Source organism: Bradyrhizobium sp. ma5 (assembly GCF_042258955.1).
Taxonomy (GTDB): domain Bacteria; phylum Pseudomonadota; class Alphaproteobacteria; order Rhizobiales; family Xanthobacteraceae; genus Bradyrhizobium.
In genome coordinates this window covers 4,431,691-4,458,625 of record NZ_CP170156.1, presented here as the reverse complement: position 1 = coordinate 4,458,625, position 26,935 = coordinate 4,431,691, and the positions used below count along the sequence as shown (strand labels likewise).

18 protein-coding genes are annotated in these 26,935 nt (G+C 64.1%); 6 read left to right on the top strand and 12 right to left on the bottom strand.

All coding sequences use genetic code 11. The features are described 5' to 3' along the window. Positions 1-42 precede the first annotated feature (42 nt). Positions 43-3,171, bottom strand: coding sequence for an efflux RND transporter permease subunit (locus ACE103_RS20550; protein WP_375780920.1), 3,129 nt, complete (start codon positions 3,169-3,171; stop codon positions 43-45). Between the two features lie 3 nt (positions 3,172-3,174). After that, complete coding sequence (locus tag ACE103_RS20545; RefSeq protein WP_375780919.1) at positions 3,175-4,308, bottom strand: efflux RND transporter periplasmic adaptor subunit; 1,134 nt, start codon at positions 4,306-4,308, stop codon at positions 3,175-3,177. A 162-nt stretch (positions 4,309-4,470) separates the two neighbouring features. Between ACE103_RS20545 and xth the strand changes: the two genes are divergently transcribed. Continuing rightward, on the top strand, positions 4,471-5,262 hold the full coding sequence (gene xth, locus ACE103_RS20540; RefSeq protein WP_375780918.1) for an exodeoxyribonuclease III: 792 nt from the start codon (positions 4,471-4,473) through the stop codon (positions 5,260-5,262). Between the two features lie 53 nt (positions 5,263-5,315). On the opposite strand, the gene ACE103_RS20535 is transcribed toward xth, so the two are convergent. The 7 genes from ACE103_RS20535 to ACE103_RS20505 all read right to left on the bottom strand — a co-directional run bounded on the left by ACE103_RS20535 (position 5,316) and on the right by ACE103_RS20505 (position 16,142). Then, entirely contained in the window at positions 5,316-6,152 is an 837-nt protein-coding gene (locus ACE103_RS20535) for a tetratricopeptide repeat protein (RefSeq protein ID WP_375780917.1), read from the bottom strand. After that, complete coding sequence (ilvD, locus tag ACE103_RS20530) at positions 6,139-7,863, bottom strand: dihydroxy-acid dehydratase (RefSeq protein ID WP_375780916.1); 1,725 nt, start codon at positions 7,861-7,863, stop codon at positions 6,139-6,141. The genes ACE103_RS20535 and ilvD overlap by 14 nt, the downstream gene beginning before the upstream one ends. A gap of 714 nt (positions 7,864-8,577) precedes the next feature. Beyond that, positions 8,578-10,161, bottom strand: coding sequence for a diguanylate cyclase (locus ACE103_RS20525; RefSeq protein WP_375780915.1), 1,584 nt, complete (start codon positions 10,159-10,161; stop codon positions 8,578-8,580). Between the two features lie 192 nt (positions 10,162-10,353). Continuing rightward, positions 10,354-11,268 (bottom strand): hydroxymethylglutaryl-CoA lyase, encoded by a 915-nt coding sequence (locus ACE103_RS20520; RefSeq protein WP_375780914.1) that lies wholly within the window; start codon positions 11,266-11,268, stop codon positions 10,354-10,356. After that, positions 11,265-13,274, bottom strand: a complete 2,010-nt coding sequence (locus tag ACE103_RS20515; RefSeq protein ID WP_375780913.1) for an acetyl/propionyl/methylcrotonyl-CoA carboxylase subunit alpha — start codon at positions 13,272-13,274, stop codon at positions 11,265-11,267. Before ACE103_RS20515 ends, ACE103_RS20520 begins: the two co-directional genes overlap by 4 nt. A 2-nt stretch (positions 13,275-13,276) precedes the next feature. Continuing rightward, positions 13,277-14,881, bottom strand: coding sequence for a carboxyl transferase domain-containing protein (locus ACE103_RS20510; protein WP_375780912.1), 1,605 nt, complete (start codon positions 14,879-14,881; stop codon positions 13,277-13,279). 88 nt (positions 14,882-14,969) lie between these two features. Further along, positions 14,970-16,142 carry an isovaleryl-CoA dehydrogenase gene (locus ACE103_RS20505; protein ID WP_223967719.1) on the bottom strand — a complete coding sequence of 391 codons (1,173 nt, stop codon included), beginning with the start codon at positions 16,140-16,142 and terminating at the stop codon, positions 14,970-14,972. A gap of 192 nt (positions 16,143-16,334) precedes the next feature. Here ACE103_RS20505 and ACE103_RS20500 point away from each other — a divergent pair, with 192 nt between their 5' ends. Together ACE103_RS20500 and ACE103_RS20495 are read left to right on the top strand one after the other, a co-directional pair. Then, positions 16,335-16,988, top strand: a complete 654-nt coding sequence (locus ACE103_RS20500; RefSeq protein WP_375780911.1) for a TetR/AcrR family transcriptional regulator — start codon at positions 16,335-16,337, stop codon at positions 16,986-16,988. Between the two features lie 2 nt (positions 16,989-16,990). Then, positions 16,991-17,488: an Lrp/AsnC family transcriptional regulator gene (locus ACE103_RS20495; protein WP_375781148.1), complete on the top strand. Its 498-nt coding sequence runs from the start codon at positions 16,991-16,993 to the stop codon at positions 17,486-17,488. A gap of 64 nt (positions 17,489-17,552) precedes the next feature. Here ACE103_RS20495 and ACE103_RS20490 read toward each other — a convergent pair whose 3' ends face one another. Continuing rightward, entirely contained in the window at positions 17,553-17,858 is a 306-nt protein-coding gene (locus ACE103_RS20490; protein WP_375780910.1) for an ETC complex I subunit, read from the bottom strand. Between the two features lie 242 nt (positions 17,859-18,100). On the opposite strand from ACE103_RS20490, the gene ACE103_RS20485 reads away from it, so the two are divergent. Continuing rightward, positions 18,101-19,264: an OpgC domain-containing protein gene (locus ACE103_RS20485; protein WP_223967723.1), complete on the top strand. Its 1,164-nt coding sequence runs from the start codon at positions 18,101-18,103 to the stop codon at positions 19,262-19,264. Between the two features lie 9 nt (positions 19,265-19,273). Here ACE103_RS20485 and ACE103_RS20480 read toward each other — a convergent pair whose 3' ends face one another. Next, a complete protein-coding gene (locus ACE103_RS20480; protein ID WP_375780909.1) occupies positions 19,274-20,164 on the bottom strand; it encodes a VOC family protein in 891 nt (296 codons plus the stop codon). 850 nt (positions 20,165-21,014) lie between these two features. On the opposite strand from ACE103_RS20480, the gene ACE103_RS20475 reads away from it, so the two are divergent. Both ACE103_RS20475 and ACE103_RS20470 read left to right on the top strand, forming a co-directional pair. Next, positions 21,015-23,267, top strand: a complete 2,253-nt coding sequence (locus ACE103_RS20475) for a TOMM precursor leader peptide-binding protein (RefSeq protein WP_375780908.1) — start codon at positions 21,015-21,017, stop codon at positions 23,265-23,267. Between the two features lie 30 nt (positions 23,268-23,297). Beyond that, a complete protein-coding gene (locus ACE103_RS20470; RefSeq protein WP_375780907.1) occupies positions 23,298-24,746 on the top strand; it encodes a SagB family peptide dehydrogenase in 1,449 nt (482 codons plus the stop codon). A gap of 7 nt (positions 24,747-24,753) precedes the next feature. On the opposite strand, the gene ACE103_RS20465 is transcribed toward ACE103_RS20470, so the two are convergent. Next, positions 24,754-26,571: a carbamoyltransferase gene (locus ACE103_RS20465; protein ID WP_375780906.1), complete on the bottom strand. Its 1,818-nt coding sequence runs from the start codon at positions 26,569-26,571 to the stop codon at positions 24,754-24,756. Between the last annotated feature and the right edge of the window lie 364 nt (positions 26,572-26,935).

Sequence of the window (26,935 nt, the reverse complement as noted above, 5' to 3'; positions counted from 1 at the left end):
ACCTCGTGACGCGAGCCGGTAACCGGTTCGCGGGACACTAGGTTATTCCGCCGCGACCACCTGCGGGCGCTCGACGTCGCCGCCCGCCTCCGCCTGCGGATCGAGCTTGCGCCGCAACCTGCGGTCGATGCGGTCGAGATAGATGTAGATGACCGGCGTGATGAACAGCGTCAGCAACTGCGACACGCAGAGGCCGCCGACCACCGCGACGCCGAGCGGCTGACGCAGTTCGGCGCCCGCGCCCGCACCGAGCGCGATCGGCAGCGTGCCGAAGATCGCCGCGAACGTCGTCATCATGATCGGACGGAAACGCAGCAGCGCCGCCTCGCGGATCGCGTGCTCGGCGCTGAGGCCGACGCGGCGGCGCTCCAGTGCGAAGTCGACCATCATGATCGCGTTCTTCTTGACGATGCCGACCAGCATCACGATGCCGATCATCGCGATCACCGACAGCTCCATCCCGAACAGCATCAGCGTCAGGATCGCGCCGATGCCGGCCGACGGCAGGCCGGAGATGATCGTGATCGGATGGATGAAACTCTCGTAGAGAATGCCGAGGATCACGAAGGCCGCAAACACGGCGGCGAGGATCAGCACGCCCTGCCCGCGCAGCGAATCCTGGAACACCTGCGCGGTGCCGGAGAATCCGGTCGCAATCGTCGGCGGCAGATTCGCGTTCTGCTCGAGCTCGGTGATCTTGTCGACCGCGTAGCCGAGCGAATTGCCCGGCGCGAGATTGAACGAGATCGTCACCGCCGGCTGCTGGCCCTGGTGGTTGATCTGCAGCGGCCCGACCGTCGGCACCAGCCGCGCCACCGCATCCAGCGGAATGGTCTGGCCGTTCGCGGTCTTCATGTAGAGCTTCGAGAGATCGGACGGATCGACGCGGAACTGCGGCTGCACCTCCAGGATGATCTGGTAGTCGTTCGACGGCATGTAGATGGTGCCGACCTGCCGCGAACCGTAGGCATTGTAGAGCTGGTTGCGGACCTGATCGACGGTGATGCCGTACACCGCCGCCTTCTCGCGGTCGATGTCGACCGTCATCTGCGGGTTCTTGATGTAGAGGTCGGTGGTGACGTCGAGCAGCCCTGCGATCTTCTCGATCTTGTCGCGCATCTCGGGCGCCAAGCGGTACAGTGCCTCGGTGTCGCCGCTCTGCATCACATACTGATACTGGCTCTTGGAGATGCGGCCGCCGATGTTGAGGTTCTGGACGCTCTGGAAGAACGCCTGCATGCCCGGGATCTCGCGCGCCTTCTGGCGCAGCCGTCCGATCACGACAGCAGCGTTGTCGCGGGTCTTCTGCGGCTTCAGCGCGATGAACAAGCGGCCGTAATTGGTGGTCGGATTGGGACCGCCGGAGCCGACTGTCGAATTGATGTAATCGATCGCCGGATCGGTCCGCATCACCTCGACCAGCGCCTGCTGGCGCACCTTCATTGCTTCGAACGAGGTATCGGTCGCCGCTTCCGTCACACCGATCAGGAAGCCGGTGTCCTCCTGCGGGAAGAAGCCCTTCGGCACGATCATGTAGAGATAGACGGTGCCGCCGAGCGTCGCGAGCGTCACGATCAGCATCAGGGCCTTCTTGGCCAGCACCCAGTCCAGCGCCCACTCATAGGCGCGCAGCCAGGCCTCGAACATCGCCTCGAACGCCCGCAGCACGATGTTCGGCCGCTTGGTGGCGTCATGCGCGCGCAGCACGCGGGCGCACAGCATCGGCGTCAAGGTCAGCGACACGAAGCCGGACACGATGATCGCGACCGAGATCGTGACGGCGAATTCGCGGAACACGCGGCCGACGATGCCGCCCATCAGCAGCACCGGGATGAACACCGCGATCAGCGAAAAGGTGATCGAGATGATGGTAAAGCCGATCTCGCGGGCGCCCTTCAGCGCCGCCTCGAACGGCCTCATGCCGTGCTCGATGTGGCGGACGATGTTCTCCAGCATGACGATGGCGTCGTCGACCACGAAGCCGACCGAGAGCGTCAGCGCCAGCAGCGTCATGTTGTTGATCGAGTAATCCAGCGCGTACATCGCCGCACAGGTGCCGAACAGCGAGATCGGCACCGCCAGCGCCGGAATGAACGTCGCCGACGCCGAGCGCAGGAACAGGAAGATCACCAGGATCACGAGCGCGACCGCGATCAGCAGGGTCTCCTCGACGTCGCTGACCGCCTGCCGGATCGAGACCGAGCGGTCCATCATGACCTGCATGGTCACCGAGGGCGGGATCGCGGCGCGCAGCGACGGCAATTTCGCCAGCACGGCATCGACGACGGCCACGGTGTTGGCGTCGGGCTGCTTCTGGATCGCGAGCACGATCGCCCGCTCGTCGTTCATCCAGGTCGCGATCTTGTCGTTCTCGACGCTGTCATAGACCTTGGCGATCTCGTCGAGGCGAACCGGCGAGCCGTTGCGCCAGGCGACGTAGATCTGGCGGTAGTCGGCCGCCTTGTCCATCTGGCCGGAGGCCTGCAGTGCGACGTCCTGCTTGGGGCCGTTCAGCGTGCCGACCGGGGTCGAGGAATTGGCGCGCGACACCGCGGCGCGGATGTCTTCCATCGAGACGCTGCGGGCAGCCGCAGCCTCCGGATCGGCCTGAACGCGGATCGCAAACTTCTGCGCGCCGTAGATCAGCACCTGCGCGACGCCGGGCAGCTGCGACAGCGCCTGCCCGATCGTGATGTCGCCATATTCGTTGACCGCCGACAGCGGCAGCGTCGCCGACCCCAGCGAGACGAACAGCACCGGGAAGTCTGCCGGATTCACCTTCCGGAAACTCGGTGGAATCGTCATTTCGATCGGCAGACGGCGCTGTGCGATCGTCAGCGCCGTCTGCACGTCGAGCGCGGCGGCATCGATGTTGCGGTTGAGGTCGAACTGGATGGTGATGACGCTCGTGCCCTGCGAGGAGTTCGAGTTCATCGAGGAGATGCCGGCAATGGTCGAGAGCTGGCGCTCGATGATGCCGGCGACCGACGCAGCCATGGTGTCGGCGCTGGCGCCCGGCAGCGTGGCCGTCACCGCGATGGTCGGGAAGTCGACCTTGGGCAGCGCCGAGACCGGCAGCAGGCGGAAGCCGAACACGCCGAATGCGATGATCGACGCCGTAATCAGCGTCGTCATGACCGGGCGGCGGATGCAGAGCTCGGAGAGCGTCATCGGTCAGGCTCCGGCCTTGCGCGCCCGCAGCTCGACCCGCGATCCCTCCGACAGCAGCAACTGGCCGTCGACGACGATGCTTTCATCGCCGGCCAATCCGTCCGAGATCACCGATGAGCCCTGGAAGGTGCGATCGACCTTGACTGGCCGGACCTTGGCGACGCCGTCCTGGACCACGAAGACGAAATTGCCGTTTTGGCTGCGCTGGACTGCGACCGTCGGCACCACGACCGCATCCTCGCTGCGGATAATCAGCTTGGTCTGCACGATGGTGCCGGGCCACAGCGTCTCGTTCGCGTTGTTCATGATGCCGCGCACCGTCACCATGCCGGTGGTCGCGTCGACGGCATTCTCGACCATGGCGACCTTCCCGCTCTCGGAGCGCTGATGGCCGGGAATGGTCGCGATCACCTTGGGATCATCCTTCCCCATGGCGTCGCGCAGATCGACCAGCGCACGCTGGGGAATGGCAAAGGTGACATAGACCGGCGCCATCTGGTTGATGACCGCGAGCGGCTGGGTGTCGGCGGGGCGGACGAAGTTCCCGACCTTGACGTTGGCGGCGCTGATCCGCCCCGCGAATGGCGCGCGGATCACGGTGTAGCTCTTCTGGACGCGGAGGTTTTCCAGCGCGAATTGGTCGGCCTTGATGGTGCCGATCAGGACGTCGGACTGGGTTTTTGCGTTGTCGAGGTTGACCTGCGTGGTCGCGCCCTTGCCGACCAGTTCGGTATAGCGGCGGAGGTCGCGCTGCGCGCCCTCGAACTGGGCCTGGTCGCGCGCCAGGACGCCCTCGGCCTGCTCGATCTGGGCGTCGATCTGCCGTGCGTCGAGCATGAACAGCAGGTCGCCCTCATTGACCCTGGCGCCGTCCTCGAAATGCACCGAGACGATGGTGGTTTCCAGCCGCGACTTCAGCGCCACGCTGGAGATCGGCGTGACCTGTCCGATCGCGTCGACATCGACCGGGACCGATCTGCGTTCGGCCTTGGCGAGATCCACCGAGACCACGCGCGGCCGCGCCGTCCCCTGCGAGGTGGCGGCACCGCCACCCATCCATGAAGCGCGGGTCATGTAAGCCGCCCCGGCCGCAATGCCGAGAACAGCGACAGTCAGAACCAAATTATGTTTCTTCATAAGTCTTGTACATGCGCCGCCCGCTTCCCTTCAGGGCCGGGACGCTTCGCAACTCCCCCATCGGCAATTGTTACGCCTTGTTTCCGGAGAGGGTTAGCACAGGCGGACCGCCCATGGTATGCCACCTAAGTAAAATCCTGCGGCTTCAATCCGGTCACTTGCATGCGCATCGCTACGTGGAACGTCAATTCGGTCCGGCAACGAATCGAGCTTCTGGTCGCTTGGCTGAAGGAGTGTTCCCCCGACATCGTCTGCCTGCAGGAGATCAAATGCGTCGACGACGCATTCCCCCGGCTCGAGGTCGAGGCGCTCGGATATAATGTCGTCACTCACGGCCAGAAGACCTTCAACGGCGTCGCGCTGCTGTCGAAGCTGCCGTTTGACGAGACCAAGTCGGGCCTCGCCGGCGACGACGAAGATGCCCACGCCCGCTTCCTCGAAGGCGTCGTTACGCTGAAACAGGGCGTGGTGCGGGTCGCGTGCCTTTATCTGCCCAACGGCAACCCCGCGAACACCGACAAATATCCGTACAAGCTCAAATGGATGTCGCGGCTTCTTGAGTACACGCGGGAACGGCTTAAGGCCGAGGAGCCGCTGATTCTGGCCGGCGACTTCAACGTCATTCCGGCGGCCCGTGACGTCTACAATCCGGCCGCCTGGGTCGACGATGCCCTGTTCCGTCCGGCGACCCGCGAAGCCTTCCAGTCGCTGCTCGGCCTCGGCCTGACCGATGCGCTGCGCGCGGTCAACGACGAGCCCGGCCAGTACACGTTCTGGGACTACCAGGCCGGCGCCTGGCAGAAGAACTGGGGCCTGCGGATCGACCATCTGCTGATGTCGCCGCAGGCGAGCGATCGGCTGATCGATGTCGGGATCGACAGCTATGTCCGCGCCTGGGAGAAGCCGTCCGACCATGTTCCGGTCTGGGCCGATCTCGATTTCGAGACCGCCTGAGCCTTGCCGGCCAAGCGACTGCCGGCAACGGGGGATATCAATCCCGGCTGCCCCTAGTCGCGACGACCCTGCACCCAGTGCTCGAGCATCTGCAGCGCCATCGCGCGGTCGTCTTCGGACGCCTTGGTGATCGCCCGGTTGTAGCTTTCCTTGATCCAGGCCTCGTCGGGCGTGGCGCTGTCACGCGCCAGGGTCAGCCACATCAGGCCACGTGCCCGCTGCGGCGGCAGCCGGTCGCCGTTGAACAGCATCTGGCCAAGCAGCGCCTGCGCCTGATGCTGGCCCTTCTGGGCGGCGAGCCCGAGCCAGCGTGCGCCATAGCGGAAATCGTCCCGCGAGGCATCCGGCGTCTTCAGGTACAGCCGGGCAAGGTCGTACTGGGCGTCGGCATTGCCGAAATAGGACGCCGCATAGGAGAACATCTCCCGGGCCCGCTCAGTGTCGGCCTTCACCTTGGAATTGGGAATGCCGCTCAGATAATAGCGGCCGAGCGCCACGAAGGCGTTGGCCACGATCGAGGCCTGCGGCGCCGACGGCGAATCCTCGGCATGCGCATTGGCTATCCGGCTAAAATACTCGAAGGCGCGCATGTCGTCCTGGATGACGCCGTCGCCCTCGGCGTACATCTTGCCGAGCTTCCACTGCGCGACGGGATGACCGCCCTCGGCCTGGTACTGCAGCGTGCTGAAGGACGAGGTCGGCGAGGTCGCCACAGGGGCAACCGGCGTGGCGGCCCGCTTCAGGGCGCCGGCCGTGCCGGGCTGCGGCGCGACCACCGGAAGAACGGTATCCTGGGGGTTGACCGGGGCGCCGTCGAATCCGAATCCGGGGCCCGCCACCGGGATGGCCCCTAACGCAAACGCAAATATCGCACGCTTAAACGTCCGCATAACACTGTTTCTCGTACGCGCCACCCGGATGGGTGACTGCGCCATCCACCGCCGGCCCCACTTGTTCGGCGTACTTCCACAGCGCACCAGTCGTGTGGTTAGTCGCCCGAGGGGCCCATTTGGTCTTACGGTTTGCGAGCTCGGCGTCGCTCAATTTTACGTCAAGTGTGCCGGCGACCGCATCGATCTCGATAATGTCGCCGTCCTGCAACAACCCGATCGGCCCGCCGACCGCCGCTTCGGGTCCAATATGGCCGATGCAGAAGCCACGGGTGGCGCCGGAGAACCGGCCATCGGTGATCAGGGCAATCTTGCCGCCCATCCCCTGCCCGGTCAGCGCCGCCGTGGTCGCCAGCATCTCCCGCATCCCAGGACCGCCCTTCGGCCCCTCGTAGCGGATCACAATCACTTCGCCTTCCTTGTAGGTGCGCTTCTGCACCGCCTCGAAGGCGTCTTCCTCGCGATCGAAGCACCGGGCCGGACCGGTAAACTTCAGGTTGGACATTCCCGCGACCTTCACGATCGCACCCTCCGGAGCGAGATTACCCTTCAGCCCGACAACGCCACCTGTCACGGTGATCGGATTATCGGCGGGCCGCACCACGTCCTGGTGCGGATTCCATTTCACGCTTTTGAGGTTTTCGGCGATCGTTCGGCCAGTGACGGTCAGGCAATTCCCGTGCAGGTGGCCATTGTCGAGCAGCGTTTTCATCAGCAGCGGAATGCCACCAACTTCAAACATGTCTTTGGCAACATAACGGCCGCCCGGCTTCAAATCCGCGACGTAAGGAGTCTTTTTGAAGATTTCCGCAACGTCGAACAAACTGAACTTGATGCCGCACTCATGGGCGATCGCCGGTAGGTGCAGCGCAGCATTGGTCGAACCACCTGAGGCTGCAACCACGGCCGCAGCATTTTCAAGGGCTTCGCGGGTGACGATGTCGCGGGGCCGGATGTTTTTCTCGATCAGCTCCATCACCTTCTCGCCGGCGGCGGCGCAGAAGGCATCGCGGATCTCGTAGGGCGCCGGAGCCCCGGCCGAATACGGCAGCGCGAGGCCGATCGCCTCGGAGACGGTCGCCATGGTGTTGGCGGTGAACTGGGCGCCGCAGGCGCCGGCCGACGGGCACGCCACCCGCTCGATCTCATCGAGATCCTCGTCCGACATGGCGCCGACCGAGTGCTTGCCGACCGCCTCGAACATGTCCTGCACAGTGACCGGCTGCCCGCGGAAGTTACCGGGCAGGATCGAGCCGCCATAGATGAAGATCGACGGCACGTTGAGACGGACCATCGCCATCATCATGCCCGGCAGCGACTTGTCGCAGCCGGCAAGCCCGACCAGCGCATCATAGGAGTGACCGCGGACGGTCAGCTCGACCGAATCGGCGATGCATTCGCGCGACGGCAGCGACGAGCGCATGCCGTCATGGCCCATCGCGATGCCGTCGGTGACGGTGATGGTGCAGAATTCGCGCGGCGTGCCGCCGGCCGATGCCACGCCCTTCTTCACCGCCTGCGCCTGGCGCATCAGCGAAATGTTGCAGGGAGCAGCTTCATTCCAACATGAAGCAACGCCGACAAAGGGTTGATGAATCTGGGTTGTCGTCAGCCCCATCGCGTAGAGATAGGAACGATGCGGCGCGCGCTGCGGCCCCTCCGTCACGTGACGGCTCGGCAGCCTGCCCTTGATGTTCGTCTTGACGTCCATCGCGACCCTGTTCCCGACGCTCTTTCCTCCAACAACGCCGGAACCGATCAAAAGTCCCGTCGTCGCGAGCGCTGGCTATTCAGCTACGTGAATATCCTTTCATGTCAGGGTGTGGCCAAAAAGCGGCGCGACTACGGACCGGCTGTGTTTAGGGTTAAATGTCCAGTAACTGTTGCAATGACGCAACAATCGTGGCTCCCGGGCAACCATGTATTACCGGTCCTTATGGGAACCTGACCCGCGCCTGACCAAATAGCCGTTGAGTTGCCACCTCGCGACGAAACTCGCCCGAGTTGTGAGTAGATTGCCGCCCTCTCCTAAAGTGACGATCGCGAAGCGCCCCTTGATCAGGCGAGACGGCCGAACCGTACACCGAGTTGTATTTCTGATAAAGCGAAATAGCTTCCCTGCGAGGCTAGCGCCGTCGGTAACTCAGATCTATGGCGCGCGACATCATCTCCTCTCGTCATTCCGGGCAGCCCGAAGGGCTGAGCCCGGAATCCATTTGACCGAAAAACAAGTGGTGAAATGAATTCCGGGCTCTCGCTCCGCGAGCCCTCAGGTGCGCAATTGCGCACCGGGGAATGACGAGGGAGAGAGTAGGCAGTTCGTAAGGGTGGAGCAGCGATGCCCATCAATACGCGTCGAGACACAATGGCTATCGCTTCCGCATAGCTCTTCGAGCTACGGCGGACAAGCCGCGCCACCTGCAGTCTACTCAGCCGCCAACTTCGGCGGCGCCGGAAGCGCCCAGCACTCGACGCGATTCCGGCCGCGCTCCTTGGCCTGGTAGAGCGCTGCGTCGGCGGCCTTCATCAGGGCGTCTATCCCGGGCATGCTGGTGATGGCCTCGGCAACGCCGATGCTCACCGTGAATGACACCGGCCGATCGTCCGCCCGCAGCGCCAGCCCTTCCGCCCGCTTGCGAATGCGCTCGGCGACGGTCCGGGCGCGCGACAATGTCGTTTCCGGCAGCAGAACTGCGAACTCCTCGCCTCCGACACGGCCGACGACGTCGGACTTGCGTTTGCCGCGGGTGCAAATCTCGGCGACGGCTTTGATGGCCTCGTCACCGGCCGCGTGCCCGAACCGGTCATTGATGCTCTTGAAGTAATCGATATCGACCATCAGGACGGACACGGAGCGATAGTAGCGCTGGAACCGGCTCCACTCCGCATCCAGCGTTGTCAGGAATTGCCTGCGGTTGAACAGTCCGGTGAGCGGATCAGTGGTCGCGAGCACTTCGAGCTGTCGCGCGTTACCGACAAGATCGGTCACGTCGACAAAGGTCAGCATCCGGCCGCCGTTCGCCATCGTCGAGCAATGGATCCTGATGTTGCGGCCATCAGGCGTCTGGACGTCGCGCTTGTGATCGCCCGCCCTGATCTCCGCAATCCGCTTCGCCGGAAAGGCTCTGATCTGTTCCGGGGTCGAGCCTGTCGGGACCGCCCGGCGGCTGCGCGTGAGAAGCGTGACGTATGCCGGATGCCGCGCCACCTCCTCCGCACTCACCTCCCAGAAGTCCCGCATTCTCCGATTGAGGAAAACCACATTGAGTTCGCGGTCGAGCAGGACAACGCCATCCTCCACGTTCTCGAGCGCGCCGGTCAGCACCTTCAACTTGTCCGATGCGCGCACGATGTCGGTCACGGGCGTGTAGCTCACCATCCGGCCGCCGTCGGGCAGCGGCGTACACTGACAGCGAACCACATCACCATTGCTGCGCCTGAGATCGATCGGGTTTGCGTCGCCGACGCTCACGAGGCGGACGCGCTCCGCAACATAGGCTTGAAGCTGCGCAGCCGGCAGCTCATAGGCCATGGTCTTGCAGCCGTGATGCATCAGATCGGTGAAGCTGGGGTTGCGGTCGGCCATCGCATCCGGAAGCTGCCACATGTTCCGGAACGCGCGGTTGATGAAGAGGGCTTTCAGCTCCGAGTCCAACAGCAGGATGCCGACCGGAATCTGATCGAGCGCTGAGCGCAGCGCCAGCATGTGCCCGCGCAGAATATCGCCGCTGCGCCGCTCAGGCATGGCTGATAGCGCCGGCGCGGCGGGCACGGCAGCAGCAGGCGCGGCAGCGGCCTGCTGCGCCTCAAACACCAGGCCGAGCTGGCGGTCCGATTGCCACAGCCGCTTGCATGGCCTCACCTGATTGGTGCCGACAATCAACAGTTGGACCTGGTCGGGAATGCCAACGACGCTTTCGAGTTCCACGGTCGCGCCGGTATCGGTGAGCTGCCGGACCGTGCAATCGAAGGCCGACCGACCGAAATTGAAGACGATCTTTCCGGCCAAAAACGTTCGGCCGCGGGAAGCTGACACCTGTCCGGACATGGCGCACCTGGAGCAATTGCGAGCCCCGTCACCTCAGCATGTTTGAGTCACCAAGCCATGAACGCTTTCGAGGGGTTTTGAGCAGCAGCCGTGCCGTGTGCGCCGCAAAACGGGTTCCATCCCGCTGTTCCTGGAACCCGTGCGGTGGAAGTACTATGCCCCGCTCAGCCGCCTCTGCTTCGCGTTCAACGCAGAGGCGACGCGGCTGACCGGCGGACGGCCGAGCAAGCGGGCGACCTCGTTCGTCGTGGCCAGCAGTCTGTCCATATCGATGCCGGTTTTCACGCCCATGCCTTCGAGCATGTAGACGACATCCTCGGTCGCGACGTTGCCGGTGGCGCCGGGCGCATAGGGGCAACCGCCGAGACCGCCGGCGGCGGCATCGATCACGCGCACGCCCTCCTCCATGCCGGCATAGAGATTGGCAAGCGCCTGGCCGTAGGTGTCGTGGAAATGCATCGCGAGATTGGCGACCGGCAGCTCGGCGCCGACCGCGCGCAGCATCTCCTTGGCCTTCAGCGGCGTGCCGACACCGATGGTGTCGCCGAGCGAGATCTCGTAGCAGCCGAGATCCCACAGGGTCATCGCGAGATCGGCGACCGCCTTCGGCTTGATCTCGCCGTCGAACGGACAGCCGAGCACGCAGGAGATGTAGCCGCGCACCTTGACGCCATCGGCCTTGGCGCGCGCCAGCACCGGCTTGAAGCGCTCGATCGATTCCGCGATCGAGCAGTTGATGTTGGCGCGCGAGAAGCCTTCGGAGGCCGCCGCGAACACCGAGACGACCTGGGCGCCGGCCGCGCGCGCGGCGTCATAGCCCTTCTCGTTCGGCACCAGCACGTGGAATTCGGCATCTTTGACGTGACTGACGCCGCGCAGCACCTGGTCGGAGTTCGCCATCTGCGGGATCGCCTTGGGCGACACGAAGGCGCCGACCTCCACGGTGTTAAGCCCCGCCGTCACCAGCGCCTCGATGAAGGCGATACGCGCCTCGACGCTGACCGGCGTCTTCTCGTTTTGCAGGCCGTCGCGCGGCCCCATCTCGACGATCTGGATCTGATCGGTCATGACGCGGCCGCGGGTTCGACTTCGGCAAGCTCGACGCCCTCGCCGACGATGTCGCCGACCTTGCATTTGAGTTTCTTCAACACGCCGGCATAGGGCGCGCGCAGGGTCTGCTCCATCTTCATCACTTCAAGCGTGAGGATCGGCGCGCCCTTCTCCAGCGTCGCGCCCTCCTCGGCGAGCAGCGCGACCACGGTGCCCGGCAGAGGCGCCACGATCTTGTCCTCGCCGACCTGCTCCTCGCTCTCGCCGCCGAACGGATCGACCCAGTGCAGGTCGAAGCGGCCGTTACGGGTGCGCAGGTAAAGCTCGTGACCCTCGATGACGGATGCGACGCGCGACTTGAGGCCGTCGAGCGTCAAGTCGAAGCCATCCTCGCGGGGTGATGAGATGACGAAGGCGAGTTCGCGCCCGCCGACCGACAGCGTCATCGGTCCGTGGCCATAATGAAGCGTAATCGTATGCGGCGGCTCGTGGCCCTGCCGGAACGAAAACACCCGCTGGCGACGCCCGACCGGCATCCAGCCGAAGGCCTGCCAGGGCGAATTCGCCTCGCGCCGCGCCGCCTTCTGCTCGTCGTCGACGATCGCAGCCACCGCCGCGCACAGCTCGAACTCGCCGGCCGCACCGGCGCCTGATGTCAGGTTCTTCAGCTCTCGCTCGATAAAGCCGGTATCGATCGCGTTGGCGCGGGTCGCCGGATGCGTCACCAGCGCCGACAGGAACGGGATGTTGGTGACGATGCCGCGAACGTCGGTCTGTTCCAGCCCGCGATTGAGCTTCTCGATCGCGCCCTCGCGCGTCGGCGCCCAGGCGATCACCTTGGCGAGCATCGCGTCGTAGTAGGGCGAGACGTTGTCGCCGCTACGGTAGCCGGAGTCAATGCGCAGGCCGTCGCCTTCCGGCGGCGTCCGCCAGGTCTTGATGCGGCCGACCGAGGGCATGAAGTTCTTCTGCGGATTTTCCGCGTAGACACGGGCCTCGATGGCGTGGCCATTGAGCTTGATCTCGTCCTGCTTCAGCGGCAGCGCCTCGCCGAAGGCAACGCGCAGCTGCCACTCGACGAGATCGACGCCGGTGATCAGCTCGGTGACGGGATGCTCGACCTGCAGGCGGGTGTTCATCTCGATGAAGAACACATCCCTGCCGTCGGAGACGAACTCAATGGTGCCGGCGCCGACATAGTTGACCGCACCGGCCGCCTTGCGGGCGGCCTCGCAGACCGTCTCACGCTGCACGACGTTGAGCGTCGGCGACGGCGCCTCCTCGATCACCTTCTGGTGCCGGCGTTGCAGCGTGCATTCGCGCTCCCACAGCGAGAGCAGATTGCCGTGGCTATCGCCGATGATCTGCACCTCGATGTGGCGCGGGTTCTGCACGTATTTCTCGATCAGCATGCGGTCGTCACCGAACGCCGCCTTGGCCTCGCGCTTGGCGCTGGTGATCGCGGCCGCAACCTCCGCCGCCGCATTGACCACGCGCATGCCACGGCCGCCGCCACCGGCTGACGCCTTGACCAGCACCGGGAAGCCGATCCGGTTGGCGGCCTCCGCCAGGATCGCCTCGTCCTGCGCCTCACCGTGATAGCCAGGCACCAGCGGCACGCCGGCCTTCTCCATCAGCGCCTTCGAACCGGATTTCGAGCCCATCGCGGTCATCATCGCGGCGGTCGGGCCGACGAACACCAGGCCGGCATCGAGGCAGGCCTGGGCGAACTCGGCATTTTCAGACAGGAAACCGTAGCCGGGATGCACCGCCTCTGCGCCGGTCTGCTTGGCGGCCGCGATCACGCGCTCGATGTTGAGATAGCTGTCGCGCGCCCGCGCGGGTCCGAGCAGCACGGCCTCGTCGGCGAGTGCGACATGCATCGCGTCGCGATCGGCCTCCGAATAGACCGCAACGGTGCGCAGCCCCATGGCGCGCGCCGAGCGGATGACGCGGCAGGCGATCTCGCCGCGGTTGGCGATCAGAAGCGTGCGGAAACGCCGGTAGAGTTTTGAGCGGTCCATGATCACATCCTGAACAGGCCGAATTTCGTCGACTCGATCGGCGCATTGGCCGCGGCCGACAGGCCGAGCCCGAGCACCAGGCGGGTGTCGGCGGGATCGATCACGCCGTCGTCCCAGAGCCGCGCCGTGGCGTAATAGGGATTGCCCTGCTTCTCGTATTGCGCGCGGATCGGCTCGCGGAATTTGTCTTCCTCTTCCGCCGACCAGCTCTCGCCCTTGGCCTCGATGCCGTCGCGCCGCACTTGACTGAGCACCATCGAGGCCTGCTCGCCGCCCATCACCGAGATGCGGGCGTTCGGCCACAGCCAGAGGAAGCGCGGGCTGTAGGCGCGGCCGCACATGCCGTAATTGCCGGCGCCGTAGGAGCCGCCGATCACGACGGTGAATTTCGGCACGCCGGCGGTCGCAACCGCCGTTACCAGCTTGGCGCCGTCGCGCGCGATGCCGCCCGCCTCGTATTTCTTGCCGACCATGAAGCCGGTGATGTTCTGCAGGAACACCAGGGGAATGCCGCGCTGGCAGCACAGCTCGATGAAATGCGCGCCCTTCAGCGAGCTCTCGCTGAACAGGATGCCGTTGTTGGCGATGATGCCGACCGGATAGCCCCAGATATGGGCGAAGCCGCAGATCAGCGTGGTGCCGTAGAGCTTCTTGAATTCGTCGAACTCGGAGCCGTCGACGATCCGCGCGATGATGTCGTGCACGTCGAACGGCTTGCGGCCGTCGGCGGAGACCACGCCGTAGATCTCTTCGGCGGGAAACAGCGGCTCCTGGACGGTGCGCATGTTGAGCGGCGCCTTCGTGGGCTGCTTCAGCGTGCCGACGATGCGGCGTGCAATCCCGATCGCATGGGCATCGTTCTGCGCATAATGATCGGTGACGCCCGACTGCCGGGAGTGGACGTCGGCGCCGCCGAGCTCTTCGGCGGTGACGACCTCGCCGGTCGCAGCCTTCACCAGCGGCGGGCCGCCGAGGAAGATCGTGCCTTGATTTCGCACGATGATGCTCTCGTCCGACATCGCAGGCACATAGGCGCCGCCCGCGGTGCAGGAGCCCATCACGATGGCGATCTGCGGGATACCCTGCGACGACATCTGCGCCTGATTGTAGAAGATGCGGCCGAAATGCCGCTCGTCGGGAAAGATCTCGTCCTGCAACGGCAGGAAGGCGCCGCCGGAATCCACCATATAGACGCAGGGCAGATTGTTCTGCCGCGCGATGTCCTGGGCGCGCAGATGCTTCTTCACCGTCAGCGGGTAGTAGGTGCCGCCCTTGATGGTGGCGTCGTTGGCGACGATGATGCATTCGCGCCCCGAGATGCGCCCCACGCCGGTGATGACGCTCGCCGAATGGACGTCGCCGCCGTACAGCCCGTTGGCGGCGAGCGGCGACAGTTCGAGGAATGCGGTGCCGGGGTCGACCAGGAGGTCGACGCGATCGCGCGCCAGCATCTTGCCGCGCGAGGTGTGCCGCTTGCGCGAGGTCTCGCCCCCGCCGCCGGCCACCTGCTTGAGCTTGTCGCGGAGCTCCGCGACCAGGCTGCGCATCACATCGGCATTGCGGGCGAATTCAGAGGATGTGGGATCGATCGTCGAATGAAGCGGCATCGCTGTTGCACGTTTCGTTGGAGGAGCCGACAGGATTTTTTTTGAAAAGCGGGCCGCCGCGCGTGAGGCGCGACGGCTGGTGCGCAGCTCAGGCCGTCTTGGCGAACAGCTCGCGGCCGATCAGCATGCGGCGGATCTCGCTGGTGCCGGCGCCGATCTCGTAGAGTTTTGCATCGCGCAGCAGCCGGCCGGTCGGATAGTCGTTGATGTAGCCGTTGCCGCCCAGGAGCTGGATCGCATCCAGCGCGCATTGAGTGGCCTTCTCGGCGGCATAGAGGATGGCGCCGGCGGCGTCCTCGCGCGTGGTCTCGCCGCGATCGCAGGCCTTGGCCACCGCGTAAACATAGGCGCGCGAGGCGTTCATCGTGGTGTACATGTCGGCGATCTTTCCCTGCACCAGCTGGAACGAGCCGATCGGCTCGCCGAACTGCTTGCGCTCGTGAACATAGGGCAGCACGACGTCCATGCAGGCCTGCATGATGCCGATCGGTCCCGCCGCCAGCACCGCGCGCTCATAGTCGAGACCACTCATCAACACGTTGACGCCGCGGCCGACCTCACTCAGCACATTCTCCTCCGGCACCTCGCAATCCTCGAACACCAGCTCGCAAGTGTCGGAGCCGCGCATGCCGAGCTTGTCGAGCTTCTGCGCGGTGGAGAATCCCTTCATGCCCTTTTCGATGATGAAGGCGGTGATGCCGCGCGGGCCAGCATTGGCATCGGTCCTGGCGTAGACCACCAGCGTCTCGGCATGAGGACCGTTGGTGATCCACATCTTGCTGCCGTTCAGCACGAAGCGGTCGCCCTTCTTCTCGGCGCGGGTCTTCATCGAGACCACGTCGGAGCCGGCGGAGGGCTCCGACATCGCCAGCGATCCGACATGCTCGCCGGAGATCAGCTTGGGCAGATATTTGCGCTTCTGCGCCTCATTGCCGTTGCGGCGGATCTGGTTGACGCAGAGGTTGGAATGCGCGCCGTAAGCCAGTCCGATCGACGCCGAAGCGCGCGAGATCTCCTCGACCGCGATGCAATGCTCGAGGTAGCCGAGGCCCGAGCCGCCGTACTCCTCCTCGACGGTGATGCCGTGCAGGCCGAGCGCGCCGATCTTCGGCCAGAGGTCGCGCGGAAAAGTGTTGGAGCGATCGATCTCGGCGGCGCGCGGCGCGATCTCGTTGGTCGAGAAATCGTGCACCGTCTCGCGGATCGCATCCGCGGTCTCGCCAAGGTCGAAATTGAAGATTGCCGCCCGGTTCGAGGCCATGATCCCTCCCATGAGATTCATCTTGCAATTAAACGATCATACGTTTTTTTCTTGGCTTCGCAAGCGACCGTGCTATGGTTTGCATATGAAATCCACAGTTCATTGAATTTACTGGGATTTCATGCGATATACATACGGTCGTTTGCTTGTTTCCGGCACTCCCTGGCAAGCCAAAATCCCTCCGAGGCCCTGATGGCACGCACGATCGGCTCACACGGCCCCACGACGCTGGAGGCGATCCGCAAGGCCGGCGTGCGCCTGATCTTCGAGCGCGGCTACGAGGCGATGAGCCTGCGCCAGCTCGCCGCCGAGGTCGGCATCCAGGCAGGCTCACTCTACAACCATATCTCAACCAAGCAGGACCTGCTGTTCGATCTGGTGCAGGAGCATATCAACGATTTGCTGCGCGAGCTCGATCTCGCGCTGGAGGGCAAGGCCGATCCGGTCGAGAAGCTACGCGCCTTCGTCGCCTTCCACGTCAGCTATCACATGACCCGCAAGCGCGAGGTCTTCATCGCGAATTCCGAGCTGCGCAGCCTCGAGGCCAAGAACTACGACGCCGTGGTGGCGCTGCGCGGCGCCTATGAGCAGCGGCTGGCGCAGATCCTCACCGACGGGGTATCGGAAGGCGTGTTCGAGGTCGGCGATATCCAGGTCGCGACTTTCGCCATCATCGCGCTGCTGACGGGTCTTTGCACCTGGTACCGCCCCGGCGGCCGCCTGACCCGCGACGCCATCATTGCGGCGCATGAGAAGCTGGTGCTGTCGGGCGTCGCGCCGCAGGCCGCGCTCGGTCGGGTCGGCAGCGGCAGCAAGAGCCCACGCACTGCGGTAGCGGGCTCGTGACTGTGACAGAACGCCCACAGCTCGATGACATCGATTTGCGGATCCTGTCCGAATTGCAGCGGGATGGCCGGATCAGGATCAACGAGCTCGCGGAGCGCGTCGGCATCACCGCCCCGCCCTGCCTGCGCCGGGTCCGCGCCTTGCGCAGCCGCGGCGTGGTGCAGGCGATCCGCGCCACGCTGGACGAGCGGCTCTTGGGCTATGAGGTGACGACCTTCGTCCTGATCCAGCTCGACAGCCAGAACCTGGTTGCGATCGAGGCGTTCGAGGCCGCGGTGGCGGGCGTGCCGCGCTTCCTGCAATGCTGGCGGATCTCGGGCGATGCCGATTTCATGCTGAGATGCGTCGCGCCCAGCGTCGACGACATGCGTCAGCAGCTGCTGCAGTTCGCCGGCCTGCCCAACGTGCGTAAAATTCGAAGCTTTCCGGTGCTCGGCGTCTCCAAGGACGCGCCGCTGCCGATCCCGGGCGCTCTCGCCGCGCCTATCTCCGCGAGCTGATCGCGGGCTCAGCCCGATCTGGTGGGCCCGACCTTAGTGGGTCCAGTCCTTAATGGGTCCAGCCCTAATGGGTCCACGGCTCCCAGCGGCGGAACGCGAAATTGTCGGCATAGGCGACCTGCCGGTGCGCCGAATCCTTCGGCTCGATCACCTGGTAGGCGATGCCCTTGCGCTCGCAATAGGCGACCGCCTCCTCCTTGGTCTCGAACTGCAGCGTGAGCTGCTGCTTCATGTCGGTCGACGAGGTCCAGCCCATCAAGGGCTCCACGGTGCGCGGCTGCTCCGGCTCGTAATCCAGCTGCCACTCTTTGGTCTTGGCACGTCCCGATTGCATCGCGTTTTTGGCGGGCTTAAAAATGCGTACGGTCATGGATGGTCGGCCCCGTGGGATGTGCGATATGGAAGCGATTTGAAGGAAACCGCCAGGATAGTATAGAGACACCGTTCAACGATCTGATCGGTGATTCCTCGATCTCGGAGGGAGCCTTCGCCGGACCGGTATAGTCATTCTACCGCGCTGTGACAATCTGGCCCCGGGAGGCTTCCCTTTGGAGTCCCTTGGGCCCGCGGCGCGGCCTTCTCGACAGCATCATCTCGAGGAAGCGGCGCCCCATGGAAATCCACGCTCACCTGCCCGAAAAAGGACGTGACCTCCGGCTCGACCTGTTTCGCGGGATCGCGAACTGGGCGATCTATCTCGATCACATCCCCGACAATATCGTGAACTGGATCACGACGCGGAACTACGGCTTCAGCGATGCCGCGGACCTGTTCGTCTTCATCTCCGGCTACACCGCATCCTTCGTCTATGCCCGCATGATGCTGGAGCGCGGCTTCATCGTCGGCGCCACCAGGCTGACCAAGCGGGTCTGGCAGCTCTATGTCGCCCACATCATCCTGTTCGTGATCTACATCGCCTCGATCAGTTATCTGGCGCTGCGCTTCGGCGATTCCGAGATCATCAACGAGTTCAACGTCGCGGGCCTCGTCGACAACGCCACCGAGACGCTGCGCCAGGGCCTGTTCCTGAAGTTCAAGCCGGTCAATCTCGACGTGCTGCCGCTCTACATCGTGCTGATGGGCCTGTTCCCGCCGGTGCTGTGGTTCATGCTGCGGCAGCCGAACTGGACCATGCTGGCCTCGATCGCGCTGTGGCTGGTGTCGCGGCACATGGGCTGGAACCTGCCCGCCTACCCGGCCGGGACCTGGTACTTCAATCCGTTCGCCTGGCAGGTGCTGTTCGTGTTCGGCTCGTGGTGCGCGATGGGCGGCGCGCGCGCGAACATGCACATCATCAATTCGCGCTACACGCTGTGGTTCTGCGTCGCCTACATGATCTTCGCCCTGATCATGACGATGGCCGGCCGCTTCCCGGACTTCGGCGCGATGTTCCCGGACTGGCTGTATTCGACCTTCAACCCGAACGACAAGACCAACCTCGCGCCCTACCGCTTCCTGCACTTCGTGGTGATCACGGTGCTGGTGATCCGCTTCGTTCCGAAGGACTGGTCGGCGCTGGAGTGGAAGGTGTTCGATCCGCTGATCGTCTGCGGCCAGCAGTCGCTCGCGGTGTTCTGCGTCGGCGTGTTCCTGTCCTTTGTAGGGCATTTCGAGCTCTCGATGAGCTCGGGCTCGCTGTTCGCGCAGATCTTCGTCAGCATCTCCGGCATCGCGATCATGACGATCGTGGCCTATTACATCTCGTGGTCGAAGCGGCAGGACAAGCCGATCAAGCCGCCGGCGCCGAAACCCGCGGCACCGGCAAAGGCCGGGTGACGATGCTCCTCATTTGCCCGGCCGTCGCCCTTTGCCACCCGGCTGGCCGTCTCGCCACCTGCCCTTTGAAGTGACCCCATCCCAAGTGGTGGTCCAGCGATACTCGGCCGCCGGCGCCTTCGCGATGCTCTCGGAGCTGCGCGCCCCCTCCAGGGCAAACGTGGCGCCCTGCGGGTCGAGGCAGCGAACGATCCAGCTTCCGTTCGGCAGCTCCAGCGGCCCCTCATAGACTCGTCCGCCACCGGCCCTGACTCGCACGATGGCCGCGTCGACGTCGTCGACGTTGAAATAGTAAAGCCAGAACGGGATCGGTTCGAGCGGACGCTTGTTGAAGATTCCACCGATGGTCTGCCCACCGGCGGAGAACAGTTGGTAGGACTCGGCGCCGGCGACGTCGCTGTCGGCCTGCCGCCAGCCGAAAACCTCGCTGTAGAAACCAAAGGCCCTCCGCCAGTCGGCAGCCAGCAGTTCATGCCAGCCGACCCGCCCAGGGGCATCGAGGCCCTCGACCGCGGGCCGAGCGATCCTTGATCCGCTCAGCAATCCGAACGTCGCCCGCTGCGGGTCGGCGACGATCGAGATACGGCCGATATTGGTGCCGGTCGGCGGCACGTAGACCGCGCCACCACGTTCTAGCATTCGGCGGACGGCAAGATCGATGTCGTCAACACCGACATAACCTATCCATCGCGGGGTTGCGCCCTGGCGTATGCCCTCTTCGGGCAACTCCATCAGGCCGCTTCGAGCAAGCTCGCCCGACATGAACAATCTGTAAGAAAACTCGGGTGTCGAGGTATCCTTCGTCACCCAGCCGAGGACGCTGCCGTAAAAGGCACTCGCTCTTCCCACGTCCGTGGTCAGCAGCTCATACCAAGCGAAGCTCGCAGCATCATCGGCCATGCCGATCCCTCGCTTCGGCGTCCAGACAACCGCAGTGCAGCATGCAAATTCCCACATCGTCAACGATCACGCCTGAGCGACAGGGCCGGCCAAAAATCGCGTTCATCAAGATGAACCGGGGAACGAAGATGAACGACAGTACTTGATGCACGCCAGCGTCTCCTCGCGAGAGTGTGCACGCAGCGCGTCTTGCATGCGGCTGCGACAATTTGTACAACTGCGCGAGAGTTGAATTCGACAACACGTCAAGAATGGAGGATGCGAGCATGCCGCGAGTGAAGCAAGCCCCCAAGAGCAAGCGTGTGACCAGCAAGCGTATGACCAAGGCCGCTGTGCCCGCTTTGGGGGCAGCCGGATTGACTTTCTCGCTGGTCGGGGGTGCGTCCGCATCCGCCGTTCCGGCCGCAGACGTGCCGCAGATTCAGAAGTACGGACCGACGCAAGCCATCACACTCGGCGAAGAAGAAATCGCCGACGTTAGCCTGGCGACGTTCCACCTGTTCGACAAGGAAGACGTCGGAGCCGGCGTCCAGGTTGCGTGGCGCGGATGCGGCGGCTGCCGAGGCTGCCGTGGCTGTCGCTGCGGTGGTTGCCGTGCCTGTCGCTGCGGTGGCTGCGCTGGTTGCGGTGGCGGCTGCTGTCTGTCGTGGGGCGCCTGCCGCATCTGCTAGTCGAAATCGCGTTGACACACATCGCTCGTCATGGCCGGGTCCGACACACGTCGGACCCGGCCAAATCATATTGTCTCCGTATCGTTGAGCGGCTCGCTCCGGGCAACGGCGCGGAGGTGTCGAGGCCGGGGCCTCGCCCGCTTCAATAATCGACCCGCAAGCTGCACAGGAACGATTCTTTGCCAGGAAAATCCACCCAGCGCGCCAACAAGGACGTTCTGCAGTTCGCACCGAATTTCACGGCCTACGTGCTGCCTCCGGATGTTGTCTGCCTCTATTCCGAAGATCGAAAGTTCTTTCTCCATGGCGAGCTCTATTGCACGCTGGCGTCGGCGATCGGCGCAAATGGATGCAGTGTCGCCAAGCTCACGGACACGCTCGGGCGAAGGTTTCCGTCCGACAAGATCAATGAAGCCATCAAGCGACTGCTCGACCGCCGCTATGTAATCGCGAAGCCGTCAGATCCCGGGACCGCCGCGGCGGGGCTTTGGGCAAGCCTGGGCCTTCCCGACGCCATCGCCGAACAAAACCTTCACAACTGCCGCGTTCGACTTGAGACGATCGACGTCAAGGGCGCGGCCGAATTGAGCAAGGCACTCCAGGAGCTGGGCGTCCGCGTCGTCAAGACATCGCCCGACCTCACGGTTACGTTGGTGAACGACTATCTCGATCGGCGGCTCGCCGAACGCAACCTGCAGCACGTGTCCGACGGATCGGCCTGGTTGCTGGTGCAGCCTTCTGGCGTGTTTCCCCTGGTCGGCCCCATGTTCAGCCCGGGCGAGACCGCGTGCTGGACCTGCCTGTACGACCGGATGATCCGCAACCGCGAGGTCAAGGGCTTCCTGGATCGCGGCGGAGCGCGGGCGGTCGCGGTGTCTCCGCTCGCCCAGCACACGGTTGGACAGAGCGCCATCCACTTTGCCGCGGTAGAAGTCGCCAAGGCGATCGCGAGCGGCTTCCGCACCGATCTGCGCAATCACATCGTCAGTCTCGACTTGCTGGGCTCGACCATTGGAAGGCACTACGTGGCAGCCCGCCCGCAATGCCCAACCTGCGGCAACAAGAAACTGCAAAACCCGCGGCGGTCACCACAGCCGATCGAGTTGGGACCCGGCGCCAAGCTGGTCATGACCAGTGGCGGGTATCGCGCCGTCTCGTCCCGCACCACGGTGGCGCGGTTCAAGAAGCATGTCAGCCCCCTCACCGGCGTGGTGACGCGGCTGGAGCGGATCGAAGTCGATCTGCCGATGAACACCAATTTCTACGCCCAACATAACTTCTCCGCGCCAGCGCAGAACGTGGATCAGCTTCGCGCCGGGCTGAGCGGCGGCAGTTTCGGCAAGGGCAGCACGGCCGAGCAAGGCGAGGCCAGCGCGCTGATGGAAGCGATCGAACGATATTCGGGGATTTTCCAGGGTGATGAGATCCGGGCCCGAAAGCGCTTCGCCGACTTCTCCCCCGGCGACGCAATCCGTCCCAACGACATCCTGCTCTTCAGCGACGCGCAGTACCGCGGCAGCGCCGTGCCGGATCCCGACGATTCACACCATACCCAGCCGGCCCCCGAGCCGTTTGATCCGTCCGCGAAAATCGAATGGTCACCCGTCTGGTCGTTGCGCGACAAGCGGTTCAGGCAGATTCCGACCAGCCTGCTGTATTTCTTCTACGAAGGTCCGGCCGCCTTCGCCGCTGATTCCAACGGCTGCGCTGCCGGCAATACCCGCGAGGAAGCCATCGTGCAGGGCTTCCTCGAATTGATGGAGCGCGACGCCTATGCGATCTGGTGGTACAACCGGTCGCAACGCGCCGCGGTCGATCTGAACCAGTTCGACGATTCCTACGTCCGCGATCTGAAGACCCAACTCGAGGAAACGGGCCGGCGGCTCTGGGTGCTGGATATCACCAGCGATCTCGGCGTCCCGACCTATGTCGCGATCGTGCACTGGATGCAGAACGGTCAGGAAAATATCGAGTTCGGCTCGGGCGCTCACTTCGATCCGCGCATCGCGCTACTGCGGTCGTTGACCGAGTTGAATCAGTTCCTCTCCATCGGCCTGATGGGCGGTGGCAGCGGCGAGAAGCCGAGCCTCGATGGCGTCAATCCGCTGCGGCTCGACGAATATCCGTTCCTGATTCCAAGTGCCAGTCCCGTGACCCCGCCGGCCGCCGCGGCCGACGTGCCGCTCGACAACGCCCGTGCACAGGTCGACGCCTGCGTTGATATCGCGGCCCGCGCCGGTCTCGACTTCCTCGTTCTCGACCAGACGCGACCGGACGTCGAAGTTCCGGTGGTCCGGGTCATCGTTCCCGGGATGCGCCATTTCTATCGTCGCTTCGCGCCCGGGCGGCTCTATGATGTGCCCGTCAAGCTCGGATTGCGCGATCGGCCATCGCTGGAAAGCGAGTTGACGCCATTTCTCCCGCACACTTGAGGTGATACCGGCGTGCGCGCGCCCAGGAAAATGAGCGAGAAAAAGAAATCGCCACGCGCCACGCCGCCGGCTGTCTTCGTTCGGCTCAACCCGCTCGTCGCGCTCGAAGCGCAACCTGACGGGAGCATAGCGGCTCTTGTCGAAGGCTATTCGGAGCCACTGGGAACGTTCAGCGCAGCCGCAGCGGAACGCGCCCTCGAACTGCGGGTGGGCCTGCCGCTTCCGCGCTCTGAAGGCGACGCGGTCGAGCGAGAGGTCGAGCGCCTGATGAGGCAATTGGCACGCCGCGGCCTGCTGGAGTATCGCCTGGCGCGTCCGGGCGACGCCAATGATCTCGTCACGATCGAGCCGCAGACCCCTGATTATTGGCCGCGAACGCCAAAGCTCGACGATGCGGCAACAGTCGTGCTGTCACGCTTCGCCTATCTTCGGCGGCGCGGCACCGAGATGATTCTGGAATCGCCGCGGGCCGGCGCACTGTTGAGGATCCATGATGCGCGGATTGCGGCTCTGCTGACCATCCTTGCCAGTCCTCAGAAGATCAGCCGCATCCGACGTCTGGATGGCTATCCGGGCCCTGCATTGCTTGCGCTGCTGCTGGACTGCCAAATCCTGATCGAGGTCGACGCGGCAAACCGCGATACGCTGCGAAAGACGGAGGGCGATGACGGCCTCGTGCTCTGGGATTTTCACGACTTGCTGTTCCATGCCCGCAGCACGGAAGGACGACAGGCCAGTCCGCTGGGCGGCCTCTATCCGCACACCGGCCTGATTGCGCCACTCCCCGCGATCCGACCTGCGTGGCCCGGCAAGACCGTCAAGCTACCGGAATCCGACCGTATCGCCTCGCCGCTGGAACAACTGCTGCATGACCGGCATTCGACGCGCGATTTCGACCATCACAAGCCTATTGCGTTGGCTGAACTTTCGACGTTCCTGAACAGAGTCGCGCGGGTCCGGGCGAAATGGAGCGGGCGGCTGGAGTTTGCCGACGATGGTCCCGATATCGAATACACCAGCAGGCCGTATCCGGCAGCGGGCAGCGCCTACGAGCTTGAGCTCTATCTGGCCGTCGCGAATTGCGACGGCCTGACGCCAGGTTTCTATCACTACGACGCCGATGCGCATGCGTTGGCAGCCATCGACGTTCGCCCACAACACTTCGAGGCCATGCTGCGAAGCGCGGAATTTGCCATGGACGCGCCGTCTCCGCCGCAGATCCTGATCACGATCGCCGCGCGATTTGGCCGGATCTCCTGGAAGTACAGCGCCATCGCTTATGCGCTCATCCTGAAGGATGTCGGCGTCCTGACCCAGACGCTGTACCTGGTGGCGACGGATTTGGGCCTCGGCGGCTGTGCGATCGGCACCGCCAATATCGATCTGTTCGCGAAGATGACCGGGCTCGACATTCATGTCGAGGGGCCGGTCGGCCAGTTCGGGCTGGGGCGCGGCATGGAACCGCCCCCTGCCCGATAGTCCTCGATCAGCCGCCGCGACTGCCGTCCTGCGTGGTCGAGGAGACGATGGTGGCGACGTCGCCGAACGTCGTCATGACAGGTGTGACGACCTTGTGCATTTTGGTCTTCGACACCAGCGTGTCGTGCAGCACGAGGTTGTCGATGCCGGTGGTGAGGAAGCAGCTCACCGCATCCTGCGGCGTCTCGATGATCGGCTCGCCCTTGACGTTGAACGAGGTGTTGATCAAGACCGGCACGCCGGTCAGCGCCTCGAACTCCTTCAGCAGCCGATAGAGCACCGGGTTGGTTTCCTCGCGCACGCTCTGCACCCGTGCCGAACCGTCGACATGCACGATCGCCGGGATCTTGTCACGCCATTCGGGCCGCACCGGCTTGGCGATCAGCATATAGGGTGAGTCCTCCTCGCCTTCGAAGACCTCCTTCATGCGCTCGGCCAGCACGATCGGCGCGAAAGGCCGGAATGCCTGGCGGTGCTTGACGCGGCTGTTGAGGATGTCCTTCATCTCGGCCTTGCGCGGATCGGCGATCAGGCTGCGGTTGCCGAGCGCGCGCGGACCGAATTCAGAGGGCCCCTGAAACCAGCCGATCACGCGCTGGTCGGCGAGCAGTTTTGCGGTGTCGCGGCAGATGTTGTCGCTGCGCTTGGCGTCGACCTGGATCCGCACCAGGAAGCTTTGCAGCGCGGCCGCGACCTCTGCGTCGCTGTAGCGCCGGCCGACATAGGCATGGTCCATCACGAACGAGCGGCGCTGCTTGAGAATCTCGAGCCAGCCGTAATAGGCGCAGCCGATGGCGATGCCGTCGTCGCCGGCGGCGGGCTGGATCCAGACGTTCTCGAAGCCGGCCTCGCGCGCGATGCGCCCGTTGGCCACGCAGTTCAGCGCGACGCCGCCGGCGATGCAGAGGTTCTTCGCGCCGGTGGTCTCGCGCAGCCAGCGTGCCCGCGCCAGCAGCACGTTCTCGGTGTCGTCCTGCACCCGCCAGGCGATGTCCTCCCAGTGCCGCATCGTCGGGCTCTTGTCCCAGCTGCCGCTGTCGAGCACGAAGGGCTGCTGGTTGTCGGCGCCCCAGAACGGCACGTTCAGCCGGCCGTCCTTCATCTCGAGCAGATGGCCGACCTGCTCGTGGCGACCATAGGGCGCAAGCCCCATCAGCTCGCCACACTTGTTCCAGTCGCCGAACACATAGGTCGAGACCCGGCTGTAGAGCGCGCCGAGACCCGGCATGTTGTAGAACTCGTCCGACAAGAGACCGCGCGCCGGCTCCATAAAGACCTTCTTCAGGCATTCGAGCTTTGTATCGTCGAACCTGTAGTAACTCTCGGACTCGCGGGCGAGCGGCGACGTCCCATCCTGCGGATAGGTTTCCATCGCATCGGCCTGGTAGTTGCCGACGCCGTCGACGATCATCACGACACCGTCCTTGAACGGCGACACCGCGAACGCGCTGTAGGCATGCGCGAGGTGATGCGAGATCGACACCACCTTGTCGGACTTCGCGCGAAACAACGGATGCTTGATCGCCTCATTGCGTTCGGCGATCGGCAGGAAGCCCGGCATGTCCTGGTGGAGCATCCGCTCCTCCATCTCGGGCACCGGCAGGATGTAGCTGTTGCTCACCACGAGATCGACGTCGTCGAGCGTGATGCCCTCGGCGGACAGGCAGTAGTCGATGACTTCCTTGTAGAAGCCGGAGGCGTGCTTCTCGCGGGTGATGCGCTCCTTGGAGATCGCATAGGCGATCGCGCCGTCACGCAGCAGGCAGGCGCTCACGTCATGGTCGTAGACGTTGAGACCAAGGACATAGGTGTGTTGTTTCGGCATGGGCACTCTTCGGGAAGGATTCTGAAAGGCTCAGAGAACATGATCGTGTCGACTTCAAGTTCTCGACAGCATTTTCCGCGGCTCGCAAGTCTCTGCTTCTGCGACGCACAAATCACATCGGCACAATGCAAGATGAACAGAATGAACGGCGGATGAACGACAAGATGAGTGTAGCAACCACATCATCCTTTGCAGGCGGGAACGTAACTTGACCTTACCTGTTGGTCTCAATAGAGTCGCTAAAGCTCGCAAGAACCTTAGTGAAAATATTGTCTTAGCATGCTCGAACCGGATACCGGTGTCGCGCATCCAAGTGAGACAGCCAGCATCAGTTCAGATGTTTGGAAGTGACTGGAGATCTTCG